The organism is Micrococcus sp. SL257, assembly GCF_026625585.1.
Taxonomy (GTDB): Bacteria; Actinomycetota; Actinomycetes; order Actinomycetales; family Micrococcaceae; genus Micrococcus; species Micrococcus luteus.
Map to the genome: position 1 here is coordinate 2,422,525 of NZ_CP113053.1, position 16,808 is coordinate 2,439,332.

General features: G+C 75.4%; 11 protein-coding genes. 4 read left to right on the forward strand and 7 right to left on the reverse strand.

Annotated elements, in window-relative coordinates; genetic code table 11:
* Window positions 1–55: 55 nt before the first annotated feature.
* On the reverse strand, window positions 56–2,752 hold the full coding sequence (locus tag OVA32_RS11245; RefSeq protein ID WP_061866948.1) for an ATP-dependent helicase C-terminal domain-containing protein: 2,697 nt from the start codon (window positions 2,750–2,752) through the stop codon (window positions 56–58).
* A 66-nt stretch (window positions 2,753–2,818) separates the two neighbouring features.
* Between OVA32_RS11245 and OVA32_RS11250 the strand changes: the two genes are divergently transcribed.
* Window positions 2,819–4,666 (forward strand): glutaminase, encoded by a 1,848-nt coding sequence (locus OVA32_RS11250; RefSeq protein WP_041102967.1) that lies wholly within the window; start codon window positions 2,819–2,821, stop codon window positions 4,664–4,666.
* Window positions 4,667–4,712: 46 nt separating this feature from the next.
* Here OVA32_RS11250 and OVA32_RS11255 read toward each other — a convergent pair whose 3' ends face one another.
* A complete protein-coding gene (locus OVA32_RS11255; RefSeq protein WP_061873229.1) occupies window positions 4,713–6,311 on the reverse strand; it encodes a TIGR01777 family oxidoreductase in 1,599 nt (532 codons plus the stop codon).
* Window positions 6,312–6,383: 72 nt separating this feature from the next.
* On the opposite strand from OVA32_RS11255, the gene OVA32_RS11260 reads away from it, so the two are divergent.
* On the forward strand, window positions 6,384–6,977 hold the full coding sequence (locus OVA32_RS11260) for a methylated-DNA--[protein]-cysteine S-methyltransferase (RefSeq protein WP_102708613.1): 594 nt from the start codon (window positions 6,384–6,386) through the stop codon (window positions 6,975–6,977).
* Window positions 6,978–7,138: 161 nt separating this feature from the next.
* Here the strand turns inward: OVA32_RS11260 and OVA32_RS11265 are convergent, their stop codons facing one another.
* The 3 genes from OVA32_RS11265 to purH all read right to left on the reverse strand — a co-directional run bounded on the left by OVA32_RS11265 (window position 7,139) and on the right by purH (window position 12,767).
* Window positions 7,139–9,361, reverse strand: a complete 2,223-nt coding sequence (locus OVA32_RS11265; RefSeq protein WP_267714536.1) for an NADP-dependent isocitrate dehydrogenase — start codon at window positions 9,359–9,361, stop codon at window positions 7,139–7,141.
* A 291-nt stretch (window positions 9,362–9,652) separates the two neighbouring features.
* Window positions 9,653–11,005: a magnesium transporter gene (gene mgtE / locus OVA32_RS11270; protein WP_061866951.1), complete on the reverse strand. Its 1,353-nt coding sequence runs from the start codon at window positions 11,003–11,005 to the stop codon at window positions 9,653–9,655.
* A gap of 67 nt (window positions 11,006–11,072) precedes the next feature.
* The gene (purH, locus tag OVA32_RS11275; RefSeq protein WP_061866952.1) at window positions 11,073–12,767 is read right to left on the reverse strand and encodes a bifunctional phosphoribosylaminoimidazolecarboxamide formyltransferase/IMP cyclohydrolase; all 1,695 of its coding nucleotides are present in this window, start codon (window positions 12,765–12,767) and stop codon (window positions 11,073–11,075) included.
* A 119-nt stretch (window positions 12,768–12,886) separates the two neighbouring features.
* On the opposite strand from purH, the gene OVA32_RS11280 reads away from it, so the two are divergent.
* Window positions 12,887–14,308, forward strand: coding sequence for an MFS transporter (locus OVA32_RS11280; protein ID WP_041102977.1), 1,422 nt, complete (start codon window positions 12,887–12,889; stop codon window positions 14,306–14,308).
* Here the strand turns inward: OVA32_RS11280 and purN are convergent.
* Window positions 14,295–14,858 (reverse strand): phosphoribosylglycinamide formyltransferase, encoded by a 564-nt coding sequence (gene purN, locus OVA32_RS11285; protein ID WP_041102979.1) that lies wholly within the window; start codon window positions 14,856–14,858, stop codon window positions 14,295–14,297. The two genes, OVA32_RS11280 and purN, sit on opposite strands and share 14 nt — an antisense overlap.
* 22 nt (window positions 14,859–14,880) lie before the next feature.
* Here purN and OVA32_RS11290 point away from each other — a divergent pair, with 22 nt between their 5' ends.
* The gene (locus OVA32_RS11290) at window positions 14,881–15,318 is read left to right on the forward strand and encodes a hypothetical protein (protein WP_020621608.1); all 438 of its coding nucleotides are present in this window, start codon (window positions 14,881–14,883) and stop codon (window positions 15,316–15,318) included.
* 10 nt (window positions 15,319–15,328) lie between these two features.
* Here OVA32_RS11290 and OVA32_RS11295 read toward each other — a convergent pair whose 3' ends face one another.
* Window positions 15,329–16,693, reverse strand: coding sequence for a DUF6350 family protein (locus OVA32_RS11295; RefSeq protein ID WP_230594448.1), 1,365 nt, complete (start codon window positions 16,691–16,693; stop codon window positions 15,329–15,331).
* Window positions 16,694–16,808: the final 115 nt, after the last annotated feature.

Below are 16,808 nucleotides of genomic sequence, written 5' to 3' on the forward strand. Positions count from 1 at the left end.
TGACGGCCATCATCACGCATCACAGCGATTCCTGCACGTTTCGCGGACCCCTTTCTCAGCGGGCGCGGCGGTTCGTCCGGGCGGTCGGCTCCGCGGCGGCGGGATCCTCGGGCCACGGGTGCTTGGGGTAGCGCCCCCGGTTCTCAGCGCGGACCTGCGCGTAGGGGCCGGCCCAGAAGGAGGGCAGGTCGGCGGTCACGGCGAGCGGGCGACCTGCCGGGGAGAGCAGGTGCAGGACCACCGGCTCACGACCGTCCGCGACAGCGGGGGTGACACGCGCCCCGAAGAACTCCTGCAGCTTGGCGGCGACCACGGGCGGGGTGTCCTCGTGGACGGCCGGATAGTCCACGACGACGGCGCGCCCGCTCGGCACGGGCAGGCGCTCGGGGGCGAGCTCGTCCAGCCGGCCCGCCTCCGGCCAGGGCAGGGCGCCGCGCAGCAGCGCCTCGGCGTCCAGGCGTGCGAGGGACCGCCCCGCGGCCAGGTCGGCCGCAAGCCCGTCGACCAGCGCGTCCAGGCCGGGCAGCGCCGCGTCCGAGAGGTCCGGCCACGGGGCGCCGAGGACGCGGTGGAGCAGGTGCACCCGGCGGCGCAGGCGTTCGGTCCGACCGCTCGGGTCGAACCGGGCGAGGCCGTCGGCGGCGAGTGCGGCGCGCACGGCCTGCGCGGCGGCGTCGGGGGCGACGGGGGCCGGCGTCTCCGCCAGCACGAGCGCGCCCAGCCGGTCCACGCGGCGGCCGGTGAGCCGGTCCCCGCGCCAGTCGGCGGTGTCCTCGGTGCGCCGCAGGCCCGCGCCGGCGAGCTCGGCGAGCGTCCGGTCGATCGGCGCGGTCGCGCGGATCGCGGCACCCGTGCCGGCCGCGTCCCCGGCCACACGGGCGACCTCGGCCACGGCCAGCCACTCCTGCCCCGCCAGGCCGCCGCCGGCGGCGTCGCGGGGCAGGGCCGCGCGGGTGCCGGAGGCGAGCAGGTACGCGCCCGCCTCCCCCGCGCGTCGGGCGATCCACGCGGGGAAGGCTAGGGCGGACACGAGGCCGGCGGGGTGCCGGCGCGCGGCCGCCGTCGCCTCGGGCCCGGGCTCTCCCGGCGCTCTCGTCTCCAGGGAGTGGTGCGCGTGCCGACGGGCGAGTCGTTCCAGTCGGTCCGCCTCCCGACGCCAGCGCCCTGCCTCCGGGTGCCGGCCGTCCCGCACGGACGCGACCAGCGCCTCGAGGTCGGCCCCGGGGGCGCGCAGGTCCAGGGCGAGGGCCGCCGTCGCCTCGGCCGCGGGGCGGGGCCCCGTCCACAGTGCCGCGCGCAGGAGGGCGTGGCCGAGCGGCGGGTCCAGGGGCAGCTCGGCCAGGACGGCGCCGTGCGGGGTGATGCGCCCGTCCGCGTCCACCGCGTCGAGGGAGGCGAGCGTGCGCTCGGCGGCGGCCATCGCGTCGGCCGGCGGATCCTCGGGCAGGGTCAGCCCGCGGCCGCCCGGGGCGCCCCACGCCGTGAACGCCAGGGCCACCGGCGCGAGGTCGACGACGGCGAGGGCCGGCGTCGGGGCTGCGGGCGCGGTGCCCAGGGCCGCGGCGGTGTGACAGCGGACCACGGTGCCGGGGCCGAGGCGGGCGGCGCGGCCCGCCCGCTGGCCGGCGGCCGCGCGCGAGGCCTGGACGGTGACGAGCCCGGCCATGCCCCGCCCCCGGTCCCGGCGCGGCTCGCGGGCCAGGCCCGAGTCGATCACGAGGCGCACCCCCGGCACGGTCAGCGAGGACTCGGCGACCGCCGTCGCGACGACGACGCGCGGCACGGCGGGGTCGGCGCGGCCGGCGAGCGCGGCGTCCTGGTCGGCGGGTTCCTGGCGGCCGTGCAGGACGCGGACCTCGGTGTCCGGGGCGAGCGCGGCGACGCGCCCCGCGACCGCCTCGACCTCGGCCACCCCGGGCAGGAAGACGAGGGCGTCCACGGACGGGTCGGCGTCGAGCGCTTCGGCGTGGGCGCGCGCGGCCGTGGCCGCGACGTGGTCGAGGAAGGCCCGGTCCACGCGGCCCTCGGCGGTGAGGCGGTGGCCGCGGAACGGGGCGTGCTCCTCGCGCAGCGGGTGCAGCACGGCCGGGGTGGAGACCACGGGCAGGGGCGCCTCCTCCCCCATGCCGCGGGCCCAGCGGGCGGCCAGGGCCGCCGCGTCCACGGTCGCGGACATGGCCACGAGCACGAGTTCGGGGCGCAGCTGCCGCAGGTCGGCGAGGAGGGCGAAGAGCACGTCCGTGTCCAGATCCCGCTCGTGGACCTCGTCCAGGACCACCGCGTCCACGCCATCGAGCCCGGGGTCGGCGAGGAGGCGGCGCAGCAGCAGGCCCGGGGTCACGAACTCGACGGCCGAGGCCCCGCCGCCCACCGCGTCGCCGCGCACGGCGTACCCGACGGCGGCGTCCGCGAGCCGAGCCTGCGCGTCGGGGTCGGCGCCGGGCAGCACGTCGGCCGCGGCGGCCAGCACCGCCGTGCGCAGCCGCCGCCAGGCCGCGCGCACCGCGACCCGCCGCGGCTGCGTGACCAGGACGCGCCCGCCGCCGTGGTCCGCGAGCCGGACCGCGAGCGCGGGCGGGACCACGGTGGTCTTGCCCGTGCCCGGGGGCGCCTCGACGACGGCCGCCCCGCGCGCGTCCAGTGCGTCTTCGAGCTCGGGCAGGGCGGCGGCGAACGTCAGGCCGGTGCTGAGGCGGCCCAGAGCGGCGGAGAGGCAGGCGGGGACGGAGACGGGATCGACGGGGGTGGGCATCGGGACCCATTGTGCCCGCCTCCGTCGCGCTGTCCCGGGGCCGCCCCACTGACTAGGCTGTGACCCATGACCACACCCGTCCAGGAGCACCTCGATCGCCTCACGTCGGCCCACGCGGGTGAGGGGGAGGTCCCGGACGGGCTGGGCGTCGCGATGCTCATGGTGGACGGGCACCGCTACGTCTCCGGATCCATGACGCCCGTGCCGCTCGCCACGCTCGCCTCTCCCCTGTTCCACGCGCAGGCCCTCGAGGACCTCGGCGCGGTGCGGGTGGGCGAGCGCGTGGGCGCCGCCCCCGTGCGGGACCTGGACCATCGGGTCGAGGTGGACGCCGTCACGGGCCTGCCGCACAACCCGCTCCAGAACGCGGGCGCGGTGGCCACGGCCTCCCTGGTGAAGGGCCGCGGTGGCCGCGACCGCACCGCGCGCATGATGCAGCTGCTCTCCGCACTGTTCGACCGCGAGGTCACCGTCACGGAGTCGGCCGCGCGTGCGGAGAACCGCGCCCAGCATCACACCCGGTCGGCTGCGTGGCTGATGAAGTCCCTCGACACCCTGGACGCCGACCCCGAGACGCTGCTCGAGGACATCGCCACGGTGCGTGCCGCCGCCGTGACCGTGGAGGACCTCGCCCTGCTCGCCGGCACCCTCGCGCACGGCGGTGTCCACCCCGTCACCGGGGACCGTGTGCTGAGCGAGGAGACGGTCCGCGGTGTGCTCTCCGTGATGGACTCCTGCGGCATGGACACCCGGGACTCCCGGTGGGCATACGACGTCGGCCAGCCCGGCTGGGCGTCGACGCGCGGCGGCACGGTGCTCGTGGTGGTGCCGGGCCACCTCGGTCTGGCGCTGCAGTCGGACACGACGGACGAGAACGGGCTCGGCGCCGCGGCGATGGCCGCCCTGCGGACCCTCGTCGAGGACTTCGAGCTGCACCCGTCGGTGGTCACCGGCTCCCCGCGGGCGGCCCTGCGCACCCACTACCGGATCGATCAGGCGCCTTCGGGCACGGTGCGCAGCGCCGTCGTCCTCGAGGCGCTCGGGCGGTTCGCGGACACCGTGCACGTCATGGAGCTGGGCGGTCACCTCGGCTTCAGCCAGGTGGACGCGATCGCCCGCGTCAGCCGTGGTCTGCCCGAGGTCCTCGAGACGCTCGTGGTGGACATGCGCTCGGTCAGCTCCATCTCCCGTCCGGCCCGGCTGCTGGTGGCCCAGTGGTTCGCCCGCGCGCTGGGCAACGGGCTCGACGTCGTCGTCGTGGACAGGGACGCCGCGGAGATGAAGGAGCTGATGGCGGCCGTCGAGGAGTCCGTGGAGGTGGACCTGCCCGAGCCGCTGCAGGATGAGGCCGAGGGGGTGGATCCCGCCGCCGAGGGCGCACAGTTCGTGTTCTTCGACTCCCGCTCGCGGGCCGCCCAGTGGGCCGAGCAGCGGCTGCTCTCCCGCCACGCCCCCCACCTGCTGCCGCGGGACGCCCAGGAGGCGGCCGTGGCACCCCTGCTGCAGCACCTCTCCGCGGACGACGCGCGCCTGCTCGAGTCCATGATGGACGAGCGGGTCTACGCGGACGGCCAGATCATCCGTCGCGCCGGCCAGCCGTTCGGCGGCATCTACGTGATCGTCTCCGGCACCGTGGAGCTCTCGGGTCAGGGCACGGGCAGCCGCCGCGTGCGCCGCACCCTGCTCACCCCGGGGATGACGTTCGGCGAGATGGCCCTGGGCCAGCCCGGCCGCCAGCCCTCCACCGTCCGCGCGCGCGGGCCGGTCACGGCGCGAGTCCTCACCGCCCAGGTGATGGTCGCGCTCCAGGAGGGCTTCCCCCAGCTGGCCCTGGCCCTGTGGGAGGCGCTGGCCCGCGACGCGTTCACCGCGCTGGGCCAGCTCATCCGGGAGACCGGCGCGCTGCAGGACTGACGACCCGCGGGGGCAGCGTCCCCGTGGGACGCTGCCCCCACCCCCGTCACCGCCCGAGGACGTGGCGCAACGCGCCCTCCAGTTCGGGGTCGCGCATCTCGTAGCCGGAGGAGACCAGCCGGTCCGCCACGACCTTCTGGTCCGCCGCGACGGTCTCCACCCGGCCCTCCTCGCCCAGCAGCAGGCGCGGCCCGGCCTCGGGCACCGGGATGAGAGCGGGCCGGCGCAGCACCCGCCCGAGCACGGTGGCGAACTCCTTCGCCGTGACCGGCTCGGGCGCCACCGCGTTGACCGGGCCGGTGACGCCGTCGTCGAGCACCGCGTGGGCGAAGGCCCCCGCGATGTCATCCGCGCCGATCCAGCTCAGCCACGGGCTGCCGTCGTGGCTCTCCCCGCCCGAGGTCGCGACCGGGCCGCCGAGCCCCGCGAGGAACAGCGGCAGCACCTGCTGCAGCATGCCCCCGGCCGGGCTCAGGACCACGCCGGTCCGCAGCATCGCCACCCGGATGCCGGACGTCTCGGCGCGTCGGGCCTCGGCCTCCCAGTCCGCGACGACCTCGGCGAGGAAGTCGTCCCCGGGCTCCAGATCCTCGACGAGGCCGCTGCCGAACGGGCCCGTGCCCGCGTCCGCCCCGTAGTACCCGATCGCCGAGCCGTTCACGAGTGCCCGCACCCGCGCGTCGTCCCCCTCCCGTGCGGCAATCCGGGCGAGCGCGTCCACGAGGGTGCGCGTGCCGCGGACGCGCGAGTCGTGCACGGCCTCCTTGTGCGCGTCCGAGAACCGGCCGGCGATGGGCTCGCCCGCCAGGTTCACGACGACGTCGGCCTCGGCCAGGGCGTCCTCATCCACGGTCTCCCGGCCGGGGTCCCACAGCGCCGCGTCCAGCGCGTCGGCCTTCTTCGGGCTCCGCACGAGCCGGATGACGCGGTGGCCGCCGGTGGTGAGCAGGGCACAGAGCTGCCGGCCGATCAGTCCGCCGGCCCCCGTCACAGCGACCGTGCGGGCCGGCCCGCCGACGAGGGGGCCGGGGTGGGCGGCGTGGAAGTCCAGGTCGTCGGCCATCACGCGGGCGCGGTAGGCGAACTGGCGGCCCAGCTCCGCCTCGAAGGCCTCGTGGGTGCGGCGCGAGGCCGCGGTGCCCAGAGCGGGCACGCGGGACATCAGGGACTCCCCCGGCAGGGCGTACTCGATGTGGTCCGTCACGACCGTGCCGCGCCGGCCGTCCGCCGTGTCCGCCTCACCGGGCGCGGCGTCATCGAGCAGGTGGGTGTGCCGCCAGGAGGCGAGGGGGCCGGAGACCATCTCATCCCGGAACATGCGGCCCTCCTCGTAGGCCGTGTGGCGGGCTCGCCACGGCACCGCGGGCGCGGCCCCACCGGGGAGGCGGGAGGCGACGGCGTCCGGCAGCAGGCCCGTGAGCATCCCATGGGCCGCGCCGGCGAACAGGCCGGCCGCCCCCGGGGCCTGGATGCGCAGCCGCGACTCGGAGCCCACGCGGAGGCCGTCCGTGGGTCCCTGGACCACCTCGCCGGCGAAGGGCGGGGTGAGCCGCTCCAGCGCGCCGGGGTTCTCCAGCCAGCGGAAGACGACCTCACGCGGGTGGCGCAGGAGGGTGCGGTGCTCGAAGACGGTGATCTCGGTCATGGACGCCAGCCTGACACAGGGAGCGGACGGGCGAACACCTGTCCGGGCCGGGCCGTGCAGGACAATGAGGGGATGGACCTGCTTCCCGAGCTGCGCTGGACCGCCGCCGCCCTGCCCGCCACCGAGCTGACCCTCGTGGCCGTCTTCTCCCCCGAGGACCAGACGGTGCGCGCCTCCGGCGTGGCCGTGCCGGGGGACTCGGAGCCCCCCGCCGCCGCGATCGGGCGCCTCCTCGAGACGCTCATGGACCGGCTCGTGGCCCTGGACCCGGAGACCGCCGACCGCGAGATGAACCCGCGCCCCGTGGAGCCGCGTCCGGGTGCGTCCCAGCCCGTCGCCGACGCCCTGGCCGCCTACGCCGCGGGGGACGTGGCCGCGCTGGACGCCCTCGACGTCGCCCAGCCGGGCACCGCGTTCCGGCAGCGGGCGTGGCGGGAGCTGCGCGGCATCGCCCCCGGCTCCCCCGCCACCTACGGCGGCCTGGCCGAGCGGTGCGGGGCCCCGCGGGCCGTGCGTGCCGCCGGCGGGGCGTGCGCCGCCAACCTGGTGGCCGTCGTCGTGCCCTGCCACCGCGTGGTGCGCGCCGACGGCGCCGCCGGCCACTACCTCTACGGCACCGCCGCGAAGCAGGCCCTGCTGGCCCACGAGGCGGCGCGCGCGGGCTGACCGGCCCCTCCCCACGGCAACGTCGGTTGAGTTGTCACGGGTCCCGGGCACGCACACCCGTGACAACTCAACCCGCGTTGCGGACACGAGAAGGGGCCGGGCCGCGCGCTCCACGCACGCGACCCGGCCCCCGGCGCTCAGCCGCTCAGTCGCTCAGTCGCTCAGACGGAGAGCTTGTCCACGATCGCGTTGAGCGTCGCGGACGGGCGCATCACGGAGGTGACCTTCTCCAGCTCCGGCCAGTAGTAGCCGCCCAGGTCCACCGGGGAGCCCTGCACGCCGTTGAGCTCGGCCAGGATGGTCTCCTCCTGGGCCTCCAGCTCCTCGGCGACCGGCTTCGCCGCGGCCGCCAGCTCGGCGTCCTCGGTCTGCTTCGCCAGCTCGCGGGCCCAGTACAGCGCCAGGTAGAAGTGGCTGCCGCGGTTGTCCAGCTCGCCGACCTTGCGCTTCGGGGACTTGCCCTCGATCAGCAGGGTGCCGGTGGCGGCGTCCAGGGTGTCCGCCAGGACCCGCGCGCGGTGGTTCTCGTTCGCGACCGCCTCGTGCTCGAAGGACACGGCCAGCGCGAGGAACTCACCCAGGGAGTCCCAGCGCAGGTGGTTCTCCTCCACCAGCTGCTGCACGTGCTTCGGGGCGGAGCCGCCCGCGCCGGTCTCGAACAGGCCGCCGCCGTTGAGCAGCGGGACGATCGACAGCATCTTCGCGGACGTGCCCAGCTCGAGGATCGGGAACAGGTCCGTGTTGTAGTCACGCAGCACGTTGCCGGTCACGGAGATGGTGTCCTCGCCGCGGCGGATGCGCTCCACCGAGAGCTTGGTGGCCTCCACCGGGGAGAGGATGCGCAGATCCAGGCCCTCGGTGTCGTGTTCCTTGAGGTACTCCTCGACCTTCTTGATGAGCTCGCGGTCGTGGGCGCGGGTCTCGTCCAGCCAGAACACGGCCGGGGTCTGGGACGCGCGGGCGCGGGTCACGGCCAGCTTCACCCAGTCGCGCACCGGGACGTCCTTGGTCTGGCAGGCGCGCCAGATGTCGCCGGCCTCGACGTCGTGGGAGAGCAGGGTCTCCCCGGCGGAGTTCTTCACGGCCACGGTGCCCGCGGCGTCCATGATGAACGTCTTGTCGTGCGAGCCGTACTCCTCGGCCTTCTGCGCCATGAGGCCCACGTTCGGGACGGTGCCCATGGTGGTGGGGTCGTAGGCGCCGTTGGCCTTGCAGTCGTCGATCACGGCCTGGTAGACGCCGGCGTAGGAGGAGTCCGGGATGACGGCCAGGGTGTCCTGGGTCTGGTCGTCCTTGTTCCACATGCGGCCGGAGGTGCGGATCATGGCGGGCATGGAGGCGTCCACGATCACGTCGGAGGGCACGTGGAGGTTGGTGATGCCCTTGGCGGAGTTCACCATGGCCACGTCCGGGCCGTTCTCGTAGGCGGCGGCGATGGCGGCGCGCACACCCTCGGCGGTCTCGGCGTCGAGCTTGTCCAGGCCGCCCTCGATCGCGGCGAGGCCGTTGTTCGCGGACAGGCCGGCGGCGGCCAGCTGCTCGCCGTACTTCTCGAACAGCTCGGAGAAGTAGGCCTTCACGACGTGGCCGAAGATCACCGGGTCGGAGACCTTCATCATGGTGGCCTTCAGGTGTGCGGAGAAGAGGATGCCCTCCTCCTTGGCGCGCTTGACCTGCTCGGCGAGGAACGCGTCCAGGGCCTTGGCGGACATGAACGTGCCGTCCACGACCTCGCCCTTGAGGACCTTCAGGCCCTCCTTGAGCACGGTGGTCTTCCCGTCCTCGCCGGTGAACTCGATCGTCAGCACGTCGGCGGTCGGCAGGGTCACGGATTGCTCGTTGGCTCGGAAGTCGTCCGCGCCCATGGTGGCGACGGCGGTCTTGGAGTCCGGGGTCCACTCGCCCATCGAGTGGGGGAAGCGCTTGGCGTACGCCTTCACGGCCTTCGGAGCGCGGCGGTCCGAGTTGCCCTCGCGCAGCACCGGGTTCACGGCGGAGCCCTTGACCGAGTCGTAGCGCGCCTTCGCGTCCTTCTCCTCGTCGGTCTTCGGCTCGTCCGGGTACTCCGGCAGCGCGTAGCCGTCCGCCTGCAGCTCCTTGATCGCGGCGCGCAGCTGCGGCACGGAGGCGGAGATGTTCGGCAGCTTGATGACGTTCGCCTCGGGGGACTTCACGAACTCGCCGAGCTCGGCGAGGGCGTCCGCGGTGCGCTGGTCCTCGGGCAGGACGTCCTTGAACGCGGCGAGGATGCGGCCGGCCAGCGAGATGTCACGGGTCTCCAGCTCCACGCCGGCGGTGCCCGCGTAGGCACGCACGATCGGCAGCAGCGACGCGGTGGCCAGCATGGGGGCCTCGTCCGTGAGCGTGTAGATGATCTTCGACATGCGGATGATCTCTCCTTCTGGCCGCACTCGAGACGCGGCCCTCGTCGGCAGGGAACGGGTGACTCCCCGCCAATCTACCCGGCGCCTCGGACGCGCCACACCGTGTGTGGCTCGGCGTCAGCGTCCCCGGCCGTCGCCGGTGCCCTCGCCGGGCCGGGCGGGGTCGCCCGGGTACCAGGGGGGCGTCGGGTCGGCGGGGGCGCCCCCCGACGACGGCGGCACGGCCGGTCCGGCGGGCCCGCCCCGGAACGCCTCGCCGAGGCGGGCAGGGCGGCGTGGACCGTGGCCGGCTCAGATGCCGAGCACGGCCTGGGCGATGAAGAAGTAGACGACCAGGCCGAGGGCGTCCACGAGCGTCGAGATGAACGGGTTCGAGAACACGGCGGGGTCGGCGCCGATCGTGCGGGCCGCCAACGGCATGAGACCGCCGACGGTGGCGGCGAAGGCACACACGGTGAACAGCGTCGCCCCGATCACGAGACCGACGGGCCACGAGAACACGAACCCGGCGAGCACGAGGCCCAGCAGGCCGATGCACCCGCCCAGGGCCATGCCGACGCGCAGCTCGCGGAACATCACGCGCGGCGCGTCGCGGGGCCGGACGTCGTCGAGGGCGAGCGCCCGGGTGACCGTGGTGGCCGCCTGGTTGCCCGTGTTGCCGCCGGTGCCGATGATCAGCGGGATGAACAGGGAGAGGACGACCATCTCCTCGAGCGTGTCCTCGAAGACGCCGAGCACCTGCACGGTGAGGGTGGCGCCGATCGCGAGCACGAGCAGCCACGTGATGCGCGAGCGCATCAGCGCCAGGACGGAGGTCGCCAGGTAGGGACGACCCAGCGGCTCCACGCCGCCGGCGCGGGCGGAGTCCTCGGTCGACCCCTCGTCGAGGACCTCGAGGGCGTCGGCCACCGTGAACACCCCGATCAGGCGACCCTCCGAGTCCGTCACCGGCACGGTCCACAGACGGCGGTCCGCGCAGAGCCGGGCCACCTCCTCGGCGTCCTCGGTGGCGACGGCGGACACCGGTTCCCGCATGATCTCCGAGACTCGCGCATCGAGCGGCTGTGTGACCAGCACGGAGACGTCGACGACGCCCGTCAGACGCGCCTGGGGACTGACCACCGGCACGGAGACGATGGCGGCCTGCTCCTGCCCCCCGTGCTCCCGGAGGTTCTCGAGCGCGGTGGACACGGTCCAGTCCTCGCGCAGGCGCACGGGCGCCATGCGCAGCCGCCGTCCCACCGAGTCCGCCGGGTAGCCCAGGAGCCGGCCGGCCTTGCCGCTCGCCTCCGCGTCGAGCCCGGCGAGCATCTTGCGGGCCACGGTGGCCGGCATCTCGTCGAGCAGCCGGGCCTGGCCCGAGACCCGCAGCTCGGCGAAGAGGTCCTGGACCTGACCGTCCTGGAGCTTGCGCACCAGGTCGGACTGCTGGCCCGTCTCCATCGCCGCGAAGACGTGGACCGCCGTCGTCTTGTCCAGGAGGCGGAACAGCATCGGGGCCATGCGCGGCTCGGAGCGGTCCAGGAGGTCGAGCGCGTCGCCCGGGGACAGCGCGCGCAGCAGCTCGACCGCGCTGTCGAGGTCGTCCCTGCGCAGGTGCTCACGGATGCGGTCCTCGACGCTCTCGACCTCGCGGCGGGTCATCGCCTCGTCACCTCCTGGGGGTCGCGGGGCCCGGTCCGGGCCCCCGTCCGGCAGCGGCGCGCCGCGCTCAGCCGTGGAAGAAGTGGCGCGCCCCGGTCAGGTACAGGCTCACGCCGGCGGCCTCGGCCGCGGCCACGACCTCCTCGTCCCGGACGGAGCCGCCCGGCTGGACGACGGCCTTCACGCCGGCGTCGATGAGGATCTGCAGCCCGTCCGCGAACGGGAAGAACGCGTCCGAGGCGGCCACGGACCCGCGGGCCCGCTCGGGGGCGCCCTCCCCGGAGACGTTCTCCGCGCCGCCGGCGCTGCTCACGTCCTGCCCGCCGGTCTGCGCGGCGCCCAGGGTGTTGGCGCGCTCGACGGCCAGGCGGCAGGAGTCGAGGCGGTTGACCTGGCCCATGCCCACGCCGACCGTGGCGCCGTCGTGGGCCAGCAGCACGGCGTTGGACTTGGCCGCGCGCACGGCGCGCCACGCGAAGGCCAGGTCGGCCAGGACGGCCTCGTCGGCGGCCGGGCCGGCGGCGAGGGTCCAGGTGGCCGGGTCGTCGCCGTCCGCGTCCACCGCGTCCGCGATCTGCAGCAGCATGCCGCCCGAGACCTGCTTGGCCTCCACCGCATCCCGCAGGAAGCCCTCGGGCAGGCTCAGCAGACGCAGGTTCTTCTTGGCGGAGAGGATCTCCAGGGCCTCGGGCTCGAACGCCGGGGCCACGACGACCTCCGTGAACACGTCCTTCACCTGGGCGGCCATGGCGGCGGTGACCGGGCGGTTGGCCGCGATCACGCCGCCGAACGCGGAGACCGGGTCGCACGCGTGGGCCTTGGCGTGCGCCTGCGCGATGTCCGTGCCCTCATCCGTGACGGCCAGGCCGCACGGGTTGGCGTGCTTGACGATCGCCACGGCCGGGACCGGGTGGTCGAAGGCGGCGCGCACCGCGGCGTCGGCGTCCACGTAGTTGTTGTAGCTCATCGGCTTGCCGTGCAGCAGCTCGGCCTGCGCGATGCCGGGGGCCGCCGAGGAGTCCAGGTACAGCGCCGCGGGCTGGTGCGGGTTCTCGCCGTAGCGCAGGATCTGCGCGCGCTCGAGGGAGAAGCCGGCGTAGGGCGGGAACACGGGGATCTCGTCCGCGTCCGTGTCCTCGCCGAAGTGGGCGGCGGTCCAGGCGGCCACGGCGTTGTCGTACCCGGCGGTGTGGGCGAAGGCCAGGGCGGCCAGGCGCCGGCGGGCGCGCAGGTCGAAGCCGCCGGACTGCGCGGCCTGGACCACCTCGCCGTAGCGGGCCGGGTCCACCACGATCGCCACGGACGCGTGGTTCTTCGCGGCCGCGCGCACCATGGACGGCCCGCCGATGTCGATCTGCTCGACGACGGCGTCCTCCGCGGCGCCCGAGTTCACGGTGTCCACGAACGGGTAGAGGTTCACGACGACGAGGTCGAACGGCTCCACCTCGAGCTCGCGCAGCTGGGTCACGTGGTCCTCGCGACGACGGTCGGCCAGGATGCCCGCGTGCACGCGCGGGTGCAGCGTCTTCACGCGGCCGTCCAGGCACTCCTGGAACCCGGTGACCTCGGCGACCTCGGTGACGGGCACACCGGCGGCGGCGATGCGCTGGGCGGTGGAGCCGGTCGAGACGATCTGCACGCCCGCGGCGTGGAGCCCTGTGGCGAGCTCCTCGAGGCCGGTCTTGTCGTACACGGAGATCAGGGCCCGCTTCAGGGGCACCGTGTCCAGGACGGTGGTGGTGGTGGGCTGGGCAGAGGTCACGAGGGGGCGCTCCTTCGAGGGGGTCCGGGTGCGTCCCCCAGCATAGGCCGGGCCGCATAATGGCCCAGGCGTCCGCGTGACGGACCGCCCCCACTCCACCCGACGAACGGGAGCCGACCATGTCCTCCGCCACCCCGCCCCGCCCCAGCGCCGACGGCGCGCACCCCGGGCCCGCGCCCGACGTCGTCGCCCCCGACGCCGCCCTGCCCACCGGTGAGGCGGTCGTCCAGGAGCTGCCGTGGCGCTGGTCCGTCCAGGGCCGCATCTTCCTGATCGGCGGCCTGGGCTTCATGTTCGACGCGTGGGACGTCACGCTCAACGGCGTGATGATCCCGCTGCTGCGCGAGGAGTGGGCCCTGGACAAGGCCGACGCCGCGTGGATCGGCACCGCCAACCTCATCGGCATGGCCGTGGGCGCGTTCCTGTGGGGCACCATCGCGGACCGCATCGGCCGCAAGGCGGCGTTCGCGTGGACGCTCGCGATCTTCTCCGTGTTCACGATCGCGGGCGCGCTGACCGACTCCCTACTGTGGTTCGCGCTGTTCCGCTTCGTGGCCGGCATGGGCCTGGGCGGCACGATCCCCGTGGACTACGCGCTCGTGGGCGAGTTCACCCCGCGCCGGCTGCGTGGCCGCGTCCTGGCCGCGATGGACGGCTGGTGGCCCGTCGGCGCCGCGCTGTGCGGCCTCGTCTCCGCCTGGCTCGTGGGCACGTGGGGCGACTGGCGCCTGCCCCTGCTGGCCATGGTCCTGCCGGCCCTGCTCGTGTTCGTCGTGCGCCTGGGCATCCCCGAGTCCCCGCTGTTCCTGATGAGCCGGGGCCGCGAGGCACAGGCCCGCGCCGTCATCGACCGCATGGTGGCGGCCACCGGCGCGCCCCGCCGGCCCTACACGATGCCCCCGGCCGAGCCGGCCCGCTCCGGCGGCGTCGGCGCGCAGCTCGCCGCGGTCTGGCGGTTCTCCCCGCGCATCACCGCGATCGCCTGGGCCCTGTTCGTGGCCATCATGCTCGTCTACTACATCGCGCTGCAGTGGCTGCCCACGTTCCTCATCGACGCCGGCTACGCGGAGGGCCGCGCCTTCATCATGACCTCCGGCATGGCCGCGGCCGGCCTGCTCGGCGTGGTCGTGGCCACCGCGCTGATCGAGGTCACCGGCCGCCGCTGGCTGCTGGCCGTCAGCGCCGTCGTCGCGAGCGCCCTGACCGTCTGGCTGGCGAGCGTGCTGGACGTGCCCGCCGCGGTGCTGCCGCTCGTGCTGGCGTTCGGCTTCGTGGTGCAGGTCGCGATCCCGGTGCTCTACACGTACGTCTCCGAGCTGTACCCGACGACGCTGCGCGCCTCCGGCTTCGGCTGGGCGTCGGCGGCCTCGCGGGTGGGCGCGGGCCTGGGCCCGCTGCTCTTCGTGGGCACGCTGGTCCCCGCCCTCGGGCTGCCGGGGGCGTTCGCCGTCACCGGCGGGCTCGTGGTCCTGGCCTGCGCGGCGATGCTGGCGCTGGCCCCGGAGACCCGCGGCCGCGCCCTCGAGGTCAGCGCCGACTGAGCTCGCCGAGCACGCGCAGCAGCAGGGCCCGCTCTTGGACCTTGATGCGCTCGTGCAGCTCGGCCTCGGTGTCCGTGTCCAGCACGGGCACCGCGGCCTGGGCGAGGATCGGGCCGGTGTCCACGCCCGCGTCCACCACGTGCACGGTGCAGCCGGTGACCTTCACCCCGTGCGCCAGCGCGTCCCGGACGCCGTGGGCCCCCGGGAAGGAGGGCAGCAGGGCCGGGTGGGTGTTGAGGATGCGGCCGTCGAACCGCTCGAGCAGCGGGGCGCCCAGGATCCGCATGAACCCGGAGCACACCACCCAGTCCGGCGCGTAGGCGGCGACGGCGTCCGCGAGCGCCTCGTCCCACGCGCGCCGGTCCGCGTGGTCCTTCGGTGACACCACGAACGTCTCGATCCCGTGGGCGCGGGCGCGCTCCAGGCCGCCGGCGTCGGCGACGTCGGCGCCCACCGCGGCGATCTCCACGTCCAGGGCGCCGGAGGCGACGGCGTCGAGGACGGCCTGCAGGTTGGTGCCGGAACCGGAGACGAGGGCAACGATGCGCATGCGCCCATCGTAGGGTGAGGGGGTGTCCGCCCCCGTTCCCTCCTCCCCGCCCCGCCCGCCGCAGGGCGCCCCGGACCCCGGCCGCGTCCGCACCGGCCGTGCCCTGCTGTGGCAGTCCGTGGCGCTGCTGGGGATGGTGCTCTCCTTCTCCCTCGTGCTGCCGTGGAAGCTGATCGCCCTCGCGCTGGGGCTGGTCGCCCTCGTGCTCGGCGTGCGCGTGTGGGTCACGAGCCGCGGCGCCGACCGCTCGGGACTGCCCCGCGCGGTGGCGTCCGCCGGCATGGCGATGGCGCTGGTGGGCATGACGACGGCGGCGCTGCCGCTGCTCGCGTGGGACGCGACGGTCCAGCTCGAGCAGTGCGGCGCCTCCGCGCTCACCGTGCGGGCACAGCAGGCGTGCGCGGACGAGTTCACCCGTCAGGTGGAGGAGCGCACGGGGGTGCCCCAGCTGCGGCCCTGAGCCGCGGGCGTCAGTCCCGCGCCCGGCGCGGGGACGGCCGGTCGCGCGGGCCCGAGGCACGGTCGCCGGACCGCGGCGCCGTCGTCGTCCCGTCCCGGTGCCCGGCCACGGCCAGGGCCGTGAGGTAGCCGGCCGCGCAGCCCAGCGCGACCCATCCGGCGACGGCGGCGCACACCGCCCAGACGTGGGAGCCGATGTCCGTCAGCGTGCCGAGCCCGAGCGTCCCGGAGGTGAGGGCCAGCGGCACGAGCAGCAGCAGCCCCGTGAGCAGTCCGGTGAGCACGGCTAGGGCCAGCGTGGACAGCGTCAGGGACACCGCGCGGCTGCCGTGGCGGGTGTGCAGCCAGTCGTCGAGGTGGTTCTCCCCCTCCCGCAGCAGCCACACGCCGGCCACGACGCCGGCGCCGATCGGCACGGCCAGCAGGAGCAGCTGCCACGGCGACCACGTCCCGGGCAGCGCACCCAGCGCCGGGAGGGCGGGCGCGGTGGCCGGCGTCGCGCCGAACACGGAGTAGAGGCTGTCCGCACCCACGGAGAACCCCGGGCCCGCCGTCCACGCGATCGACCACGCGGTGAACGTGGGCAGCCAGCCGATCTGCAGCAGCGCCAGCAGCAGGCCGCCCAGCGGGCCGCCCCCGATCGCCTGGGCCACGGTGACGACGGCGGCCCACTCGACGGCCAGCCGCCCCGCCACGAGCAGCGCGTTCAGGCCCGTCAGGGCGAGCACGGCGACGGCCGCGGCGCGCACCACGGACCACGCGTACGAGCCGGCCCAGCGTTCGTACTGCGAGCGCCGCGAGATCCGCTCCGTGAGGTCCAGGCCGATCAGGTGCGCCCAGGTGCCGGCCTCGCGCCGCGCCCCCGCGAGGGCGGCGACGCCGAAGAGCAGGGCGGGCAGCAGCGCCGCCGGGGCGGGGTGGGCCGTCAGCTCGTCCGTGCCGGGCAGGAACGCCACGGCCAGCCCCACCAGGGCGTAGGCCCCCACCGCGCCCACGAAGGCCTGCCACGCCTGGTCCCGGTAGGACGCGCGGGCCAGGCGCCGGCCGGCCCGCCAGGACAGCGCGAGCGGGACCAGGGTCAGGCCCCACGGCACGAGCCACGCCGTGCCGGTGATGAGGTGATCCGGCGCGGTGGGCATGGCCGTGGCCACGGTGACGGGCACCGCGTGCAGGGCCAGCCACAGGACGCCGCCCACCTGGACGGCGCCCTCGATGGTCGGCCGCTCGAACCCGCCCGTGGCCCACACCGCGAGGGTGGGGACCATGACCGCCAGCAGGCTGATCATCGCCGTGACGAGCGCCTCGACCACCCCCTGCAGCCACAGCGGCAGGGGGACGGGGCGCAGCAGACGGGGCGCAGCGGGGCGGGAACTCACCCGTCCATGGTGCCACCCGACTCCGGGCGGCGCCTGGACGGGGGCGGGCCGCGCGGGCCGGTGCGACGACCGTCACGCGCCCCGAGAGTTCACCGCGGGGTCACCGGGCCGTCGT

Bases quoted from the DNA above. Each gene is read 5' to 3' on its own strand.
- OVA32_RS11245 (WP_061866948.1), bottom strand. From the start codon at position 2,752: ATGCCCACCCCCGTCGATCCCGTCTCCGTCCCCGCCTGCCTCTCCGCC.
- OVA32_RS11250 (WP_041102967.1), top strand. From the start codon at position 2,819: ATGACCACACCCGTCCAGGAGCACCTCGATCGCCTCACGTCGGCCCAC.
- OVA32_RS11255 (WP_061873229.1), bottom strand. From the start codon at position 6,311: ATGACCGAGATCACCGTCTTCGAGCACCGCACCCTCCTGCGCCACCCG.
- OVA32_RS11260 (WP_102708613.1), top strand. From the start codon at position 6,384: ATGGACCTGCTTCCCGAGCTGCGCTGGACCGCCGCCGCCCTGCCCGCC.
- OVA32_RS11265 (WP_267714536.1), bottom strand. From the start codon at position 9,361: ATGTCGAAGATCATCTACACGCTCACGGACGAGGCCCCCATGCTGGCC.
- mgtE (WP_061866951.1), bottom strand. From the start codon at position 11,005: ATGACCCGCCGCGAGGTCGAGAGCGTCGAGGACCGCATCCGTGAGCAC.
- OVA32_RS11280 (WP_041102977.1), top strand. From the start codon at position 12,887: ATGTCCTCCGCCACCCCGCCCCGCCCCAGCGCCGACGGCGCGCACCCC.
- purN (WP_041102979.1), bottom strand. From the start codon at position 14,858: ATGCGCATCGTTGCCCTCGTCTCCGGTTCCGGCACCAACCTGCAGGCC.